The organism is Falsigemmobacter intermedius, from assembly GCF_004054105.1.
GTDB classification, from domain to species: Bacteria; Pseudomonadota; Alphaproteobacteria; order Rhodobacterales; family Rhodobacteraceae; genus Wagnerdoeblera; species Wagnerdoeblera intermedia.
In genome coordinates this window covers 1057-8191 of record NZ_SBLC01000066.1, presented here as the reverse complement: position 1 = coordinate 8191, position 7135 = coordinate 1057, and the positions used below count along the sequence as shown (strand labels likewise).

The 7135-nt window shown below is 64.9% G+C and carries 7 protein-coding genes; 6 read left to right on the top strand and 1 reads right to left on the bottom strand.

Annotation, left to right across the window (positions count from 1 at the left end; genetic code table 11):
* Positions 1-81: 81 nt before the first annotated feature.
* Positions 82-1107, bottom strand: a complete 1026-nt coding sequence (locus EP867_RS18320; protein WP_128490901.1) for a LacI family DNA-binding transcriptional regulator — start codon at positions 1105-1107, stop codon at positions 82-84.
* A 103-nt stretch (positions 1108-1210) separates the two neighbouring features.
* Between EP867_RS18320 and EP867_RS18315 the strand changes: the two genes are divergently transcribed.
* From EP867_RS18315 to EP867_RS18290, 6 genes are read left to right on the top strand one after another with little or no spacing between them, the layout of a single operon-like run.
* Positions 1211-2224 (top strand): TRAP transporter substrate-binding protein, encoded by a 1014-nt coding sequence (locus EP867_RS18315; protein ID WP_128490900.1) that lies wholly within the window; start codon positions 1211-1213, stop codon positions 2222-2224.
* Position 2225: 1 nt separating this feature from the next.
* The gene (locus EP867_RS18310) at positions 2226-2738 is read left to right on the top strand and encodes a TRAP transporter small permease (protein WP_128490899.1); all 513 of its coding nucleotides are present in this window, start codon (positions 2226-2228) and stop codon (positions 2736-2738) included.
* Entirely contained in the window at positions 2735-4012 is a 1278-nt protein-coding gene (locus EP867_RS18305) for a TRAP transporter large permease (protein WP_128490898.1), read from the top strand. Before EP867_RS18310 ends, EP867_RS18305 begins: the two co-directional genes overlap by 4 nt.
* Positions 4013-4015: 3 nt before the next feature.
* On the top strand, positions 4016-4555 hold the full coding sequence (locus EP867_RS18300) for a VOC family protein (RefSeq protein WP_128490897.1): 540 nt from the start codon (positions 4016-4018) through the stop codon (positions 4553-4555).
* A 3-nt stretch (positions 4556-4558) separates the two neighbouring features.
* Positions 4559-5815 carry a RuBisCO large subunit C-terminal-like domain-containing protein gene (locus EP867_RS18295; protein ID WP_128490896.1) on the top strand — a complete coding sequence of 419 codons (1257 nt, stop codon included), beginning with the start codon at positions 4559-4561 and terminating at the stop codon, positions 5813-5815.
* A gap of 3 nt (positions 5816-5818) precedes the next feature.
* Positions 5819-7048 (top strand): four-carbon acid sugar kinase family protein, encoded by a 1230-nt coding sequence (locus EP867_RS18290; protein WP_128490895.1) that lies wholly within the window; start codon positions 5819-5821, stop codon positions 7046-7048.
* Positions 7049-7135 lie beyond the last annotated feature (87 nt).

The window sequence follows — 7135 nt, the reverse complement described above, 5'->3', positions numbered from 1 at the left end:
TCTTCAAGGGTATAGACCTGCCCCATGACGCCTGCCTGTCCGGGCAGCGGCATACGCTCACAGGGTGCAGCGGTCTGCGTCTCAGACCTCGCTCGGCAGGTTCGTCGGGAAGATAAACTGAAGCGGAAGCGGGGCAGGCGTTGCACTCAGGTGTACCTGGTCCAGCATCGCCTCCATCAGCGTCTGGTTTCGCTGTGTCAGCACCGCGCTCATCGTGCCGTTGGCCAAGAGCTTTCGCGTGCCGGGGCTGAAGCCGTGGCCGATCAGTTGCACTTGGCCCGGCCGCCTGAGCCGCCGCAGCGCCGCCCCGATCCCCTCCGAGCCGCCCCCCACGTTGTAGATCCCGACCAGATCGGGGCTGCGCGCCAGCATGTCTTCGGTCAGCCGCGCGTTGAGCTGCGGATCGTCCTGCCCCTCGAGCGTGCCAGAGAACCGCAACTTCGGCCAATCGCGCTCGATGATTTCCTGAAAGCCCAGCTCGCGCTCCACATGCGCGCGGTAATGCCGTGTCGCGGCCACCACCGCCACCTTACCGCCCTCGGGCGGGGCTGCCCGCGCCATCAAAAAGGCCGCCGTCCGGCCCGCCGCCAGATTGTCGATGCCGATATAGGCCTGCCGGCGCGAGCGCGTGAGGTCGCTGATCAACGTCAGAACGGTTTTTCCTTCCGCCACCAGCGCATCGGCGGCATCGCGGATATCGGGGTGATCTATCCCGAAGAAGGCCACCGCCTCGGCTTGACGCCCCAATCGACGCAGGGCTCGCGCGAAGGCATCGGGGGCGGAGGATTCCACCAGAAAACTGCGGATCCTGGCGCCACGGTCGCGCAGATGCGCCCAAAGGCGCAGCTCCTCATTCAGGGTGCGGATGTAGGGGTTTGCGCTGCGGGGAAAGAGCACCATCAGACGCGGCATGGCGGGGCGGCGCAGGCGGTCCAACTCTTCCTCGCTCAGGTATCGGACTTCGGCGGCGGCCGCCAACACACGGGCCGCAGTCGCCTTTTTCACATTGGGACGGGCATGCAGAACCCGATCGACCGTGGCCTGCGAGACGCCGGCTGCGCGGGCAATGTCGCGAATGCCCGCGCGGCGCTTGTCGGAGAAATCCATCAAAACCCATCAAAAAGTAGCATTTGTTGGCGATGTTCGCTCTGAACTAATCTGCTGGTCAAGTCCGGGGGCATGCTCCGGCTAGTCCTTGGGGAGGGAAAAGATGTCAAAATCGCTCAATGTCTCGCGGCGCAAGATGCTGGTGGCGGGGTGCGCGGCCTTGGCCGTGCCGATGCTGAACCGCAAGGCCATGGCGGCCACCGTGCTGCGCTACGGCCATATGCATACGCCCAATTCCATCGCCGGGGCGCAGGCGGAATGGTTCGCCGAAGCGGTCGCGCAAAAGACCAATGGCGAGCTCAACATCCAGATCTTCCCGAACTCGCAGCTGGGCAAGCTGCAGGAGCTGGCCGAAGCCGTCTCGACCGGCTCGATCGCGTTTTCGCATAACACCGCAGGCGCCATCGGCTCGCTGCATGCGCCCTTCGCGGCCTTCGACACCCCCTATCTTTATCGCGACGTCGACCATCTTTTGAAGGTGACCGATGCCGCGGGCCCGCTCATGCAGGAGCTAAACCAAGGCCTGATCGCGGCCTCGGGCACCCGGGTCATCTACGGATTCTACTTCGGCACCCGCCAGCTTACCGCCAACAAAGAGGTGAAGGCCCCCGCCGATCTCGCCGGTCAGCGGATCCGCGCGATTCCTTTCCCGATCTATATGGCGACCGTCGAGGGCATGGGGGCGGTCCCCGTCCCGGTCGATTGGTCCGAGGTGCCGACGGCCCTCGCGACTGGCGTGGTGCAGGGACAGGAAAACCCGCTGAACGTAATCCTGACCGCCAAGCTGGCCGATGTGCAGTCGCATCTGATGCTGACGGGGCATACCTCTGCCGCGCAGATGGTGATGATGAACGACGACGTGTGGCAGGGCCTGCCCGAAGCCCATCAAAAGGCGATCACCGAAGCCTCGGCCGAGACCCGCGCGCGTGCCTCGAAAGAGATGCTCGGCGCCGAGGCTAGCGATCTGGCCGCTCTGAAGGCCGCCGGAATGACCGTGATCGACGATAGCAACGGACTTGACGTCGCGGCCTTCCGCGAAGGGGTGCAGGCGCGCATCAACAAGGAATTCGCCGAGCAATTCGGTGACTTCTACGCCAAAGTCGCTGCGACAGCGTAAGATGGCCGACCAAGATCTTTCCTTTCAGCCAGCGCCCCTTCCACGGGCGCTGGATCTGATCACGCGCGGGCTTCTGAGCCTCGCCGTCGTCTTGATGCTGTTGATCGTCGTGCTGATCGTAGCGCAGATCGCGGCGCGCAACCTCTGGAACCAAGGCCTGCCGCGCGCCGAAGAGGTTTCGCGTCTGGCGGGGGTGCTTTGCGTTTATCTGACGGCCCCCTATCTCGCGCTGCGTGGCCAGCACGTGGCGGTGGATGTCTTCGTCGATCTGATGCCGCGGTTGACGCAGAAGATCTCGCTCATGCTGGCGGAACTGTCAGTCTTCGTCTTCAGCGCGCTGATCATCTGGGGCGGGTATCTCTATCTTCTGCGCGCCTGGAAATTCCGCACGCCCGCGCTCGGGATGCAGAACATCTGGCTGTATGCGCCCGTGGTCTTCTCCTTCGTCCTCCTTGGCGTCATCGCTCTGTGGCGTCTGTCGGCGATCGTGAAAAATCAGGAGCCCGCCGCGTGACCCTTCTTCTTTTGACGGTTTTTGCCGGGCTGCTGATCATCAAGGCCCCGATCGCGGTGGCGCTCGGCCTCTCGGCGGGGGTGACGATCTTCGTCCACGGCTTGCCGCTGTCGGTGCTGATGCAGCGTGCGGTGAATTCAATCGACAGCTCGCCCTTGCTGGCGGTGCCGATGTTCATTCTTGCCGCCGGTCTGCTGACCGCGACCGGCGTCACCCGCTATATGTTCGATCTCGTGCGCATGGTGGTGGGCCGCGTTCGGGGCGGTATGGCGCATGTGAACGTGCTGCTCTCGCTGGTCTTTGCGGGCATGTCTGGCGCCGCCTTGGCCGACATCGGCGCGATGGGCGCCATGCAGGTGCGCGAGATGGAGGCCCAGGGCTATTCCCGCCGCTTCGCCGCCGGTGTCAGCATCGCCGCCGCGACCATCGGGCCGATCTTCCCGCCCTCGATCCCGCTGATCATCTTTGCCACCGCAGCCGAGGTCTCGGGCGTGAAGCTCCTCCTTGCGGGGATCGTGCCTGCCCTGATGATCACGGCCATGCTGATGGGCTACATCGCGCTCGTCGCCAAGCGGCAGAACCTGCCGCGCGATACCGTCTCGCCCAGCCTGCAGGCCTTCGGGCGCTTGGCGCTGATCTCGCTGCCGGCCATGTTGACGCCGGTTTTGCTGATCGGGGGCCTCCTTTCTGGGATCTTCGGTCCGACCGAAGCCGCGGGCATCACGGTGGCCTATGCGATCTTCATCGGGCTGGCGGTCTACCGCTCGCTGACTTGGCAGGCCCTGTTGGAGACCACCCGCGAGACGGTTCTCGCCACCGCGAACATCCTTTTCGTCGTCGCCGCCGCCGCGATCTTCGCCTGGGTGCTGACGATGGACCAGATCCCCGACAAGGCAGGCGTCTGGCTCCTGGGGATTTCGGATGATCCGCTTGTCCTGCTGCTGATCTTGAACGTGATCCTGCTGATCGCGGGGATGTTCATGGAGAGCATCGCTGCCATCCTGATCATCGCCCCCATCGTCACGCCTGCCCTGATCCAAGCCGGTGCGCCGCCCGAACAGATCGGCGTGGTCATGGTGCTGAACCTGATGATCGGCCTGCTGACGCCGCCCGTGGGCATGAGCCTCTACATGATGTCGATCGCCGCGAAGATGTCATTCGCCGAGGTCCTCCGCGGGGTGATGCCCTTCTTCCTGCCGCTGTTCATCGCGCTTGCGCTCGTGACCTTCTTCCCTGGTCTCAGCGCTTGGTTGCCCAACTACCTGATGGAGTAAGTCATGAGCCGTCTTCTTGGCCCGATCCGACAACTTGGCTTTGTCGTCCCCGATATCGAAGCGGCGATGAAGCATTGGACGGAAGTGATGGGCGTCGGCCCCTTCTTCTACAACCCGCGCGTTCCAATCGAGGATTATCTCTTCGAGGGAAAAAGCTACGTGCCCCACAACTCGGTCGCGCTGGCGAACTCGGGCTACATCCAGGTAGAGCTGATCCAGTGTCGCAACGATGTCCCCTCCTGTTACAAGGAGTTCACCGATGCGGGTCACTCGGGGCTCCAGCACACCGCCTATTGGACCGAAGACTACGACCGCGACCTCGCGCTGATGCTGGACGAGGGGTTCAAGGTGAAGATGTCGGGCAATGTCGGCGAAAACGGGCGCTTCGCCTATTTCGACCGCGAGACCCATCCGGGCACCTGCATTGAGCTTTCGGAAGTCAAAGGCCCGAAGGGGCGCATGTTCGATCTCATCCGCGAGACCTCCATGGGATGGGACGGCGCCGATCCCGTGCGCCCCTTCCCTGATCTGACGAAGATCTGAGACATGATCCGAGCAACCTATCTGGTCGAGACGTCCTGTCCCATCGCAGAGGTCGCCGCCATGATGGCGGGCGAGCAAAGCGCGGGCACCTTCGTGCGGGTCGAGGGCGAAACCGATGATCTGCGCGCGCGTTTCGGCGCGCAGGTGGTCTCCATCGAAGAGGTCGGGCGGGTCGAGGCGCCCTCGCTGGTCTCTGCTTGGGCGCTGCGGCGCGGCATGACCGGCCCGCGTGGGATCTGGCGCGTGGTGATCGACTATCCCGAGGACAACGTGGGCGTGAACCTGCCCACGCTGGCCTCGATCGTGGCAGGCAACCTCTTCGATCTGGGCGAGGTCACCGGCCTCAAGCTGATCGACGTCGAACTCACCCCCGGCTACCGGGCGCGCTACGAGCGCCCCTCGATGGGGATCATGGGCACCCGCCGTTCGGCCGGCGTGGCGACGGGGCCGATGTTCGGCACAATCATCAAGCCCAACATCGGCCTCTCGCCCGAGGAGATCGCCGATTTGGTCGGGCGTCTGTGCGAGGCGGGCAGCGATTTCATCAAGGATGACGAGATCGCGGGCACCCACCCCCATGCCCCGGTGCCCGCGCGGATCCGCGCGGTGATGGACCGCGTGCGCCGTCACCGCGACCGCACCGGACGGCTGGTCATGGTGGCGTTCAACATCACCGACGAAATCGACGAGATGCGCCGTCACGCCGATTTTCTTGCTGCTGAGGAGGGCAGTTGCGCGATGGTGTCGATGAACTGGGTCGGCCTTTCGGGCGTGCAGACCCTGCGCCGCCATACCGATCTGTCGATCCACGGCCACCGTAACGGATACGGCGCGATGAACCGTCATCCTACCCTCGGGATCGGGGTCCGCGCTTATCAGACGCTGTACCGGCTGGCCGGCGTCGATCATCTGCATGTCCACGGGATGGGCGGCAAATTCGCGGATACCGACGAGGAGGTGACCGAGGCCGCGCGCCACTGCCTGACCCCGCTCGGGGCGGAGGACGACCGGGTGATGCCGGTCTTCTCCTCGGGGCAGTGGGCGGGCACGCTGGCCCATACTTTGCGCCAGACCGGGTCCGATGATCTGATGTTCCTGGCGGGCGGCGGCATCATGGCGCATCCCTCGGGACCTGCGGCGGGGATCGCCTCGCTGCGTCAGGCCTATGACGCCCATGCCGAAGGCATCTCCCTTGAGGAGAAGGCCCGCAGCCATCCCACCTTGGCCGAAGCGCTGGCCAAATTCGGTCCGAAGGCCTGAGCCATGCGCTACGTCTTTGTGGGGGATGATTTCACCGGCGCCTCGGACACGCTCGCGACATTGGCGCGGGCGGGTCTGAAGGTTCGTCTCTTTCGAGAGGTCCCTTCGCCCGAGGAGGTTGCGGGCCTCGACGCCTTCGGCCTTGCGACCCATGCCCGCGCGATGGGGCCAGAGGAGCTCGCGGATCTGCTGCGCGACATAGGGCCAGCACTGGCGGCGCATAATCCGCAGATCCTGCATGTGAAGGTCTGCTCGACCTTCGACAGCAGCGCCAAGATCGGGAATTTCGTCACCCTCGCCGAGGGCCTCGCCGAAGCGACGGGCATCGTCGATCTGGCGGTGCTGGGAGGGCAACCCTCCCTCGGGCGCTATGCGGTCTTCGGCACGCTCTTTGCCAAGGGGCCCGACGGCTTCGTGCACCGCATCGATCGGCATCCGGTGATGTCGTGCCACCCCGTCACTCCGATGTGTGAGGCGGATCTGACGCGCCACCTCGGAGCGCTCGGGCTTTGCGGCTTGCATCTCGTGCCGCGCGGCGCGCAGGGTGAAAGGTTCCCCCGTTTATACGACGCTTTGGAACAAGGCGACATCACAGCGGTTGGGCGCGATCTCTTCAGCGCACCCGGCCCTGTTTTGGTGATCGGCGCGTCTTCGGTGGCCGAGGCTTGGCTTGCTTCGCTCGGGATCACGGAGGGGACAGCCTCGGTCGCGTCCCCGCCGGATCGCGCCCCCACCGCGCGGCCGGTCTTCGCCTTCGCCGGCAGCCGATCCTCAGTGACGACGGCGCAGATCGCGGCGGCCTCGGGCTATTGGCGGTTGCCGGTCAATCCGGCGGATATGATGGCGGCAGGAGCGGCGCTGGCCGAGGCGCGCCGGTGGGCCGAAGAGCGGCTGGAGCGGGGCGAGAGCTGCCTCATCTATCTGACTGCCGATCATGCGGGCGAGATCTCTCCGGCCGAGCTTGCGCGGGCAGCGGCCGATTTCGTCGCTGATGTTCTAGTAGGTAGGACCTTGGGCGGGCTCGTCGTGGCGGGGGGCGACACCTCTGGCGCGATCGTTCAGCGGCTGGCAATTCGCTGGCTCGACTATGAAGCACAGGTCTGCGCGGGCGTTCCCCTTTTGACCTGCGACGGGCCCTTCGGCCCGCTCGATCTAGCGTTGAAAGGGGGCCAGATGGGTCCGCGCGACTTCTTCGATCAAGCCATGTCCCTGCTTCAGCGCCGCACGCGGTGAAGCAACGGTAACCCGTCAAGGGATACTTCTTCCAATTGCGATTGGCGTCCGGCCCGTGACGAGGGTGGACGATGAAGAAGGCACTGG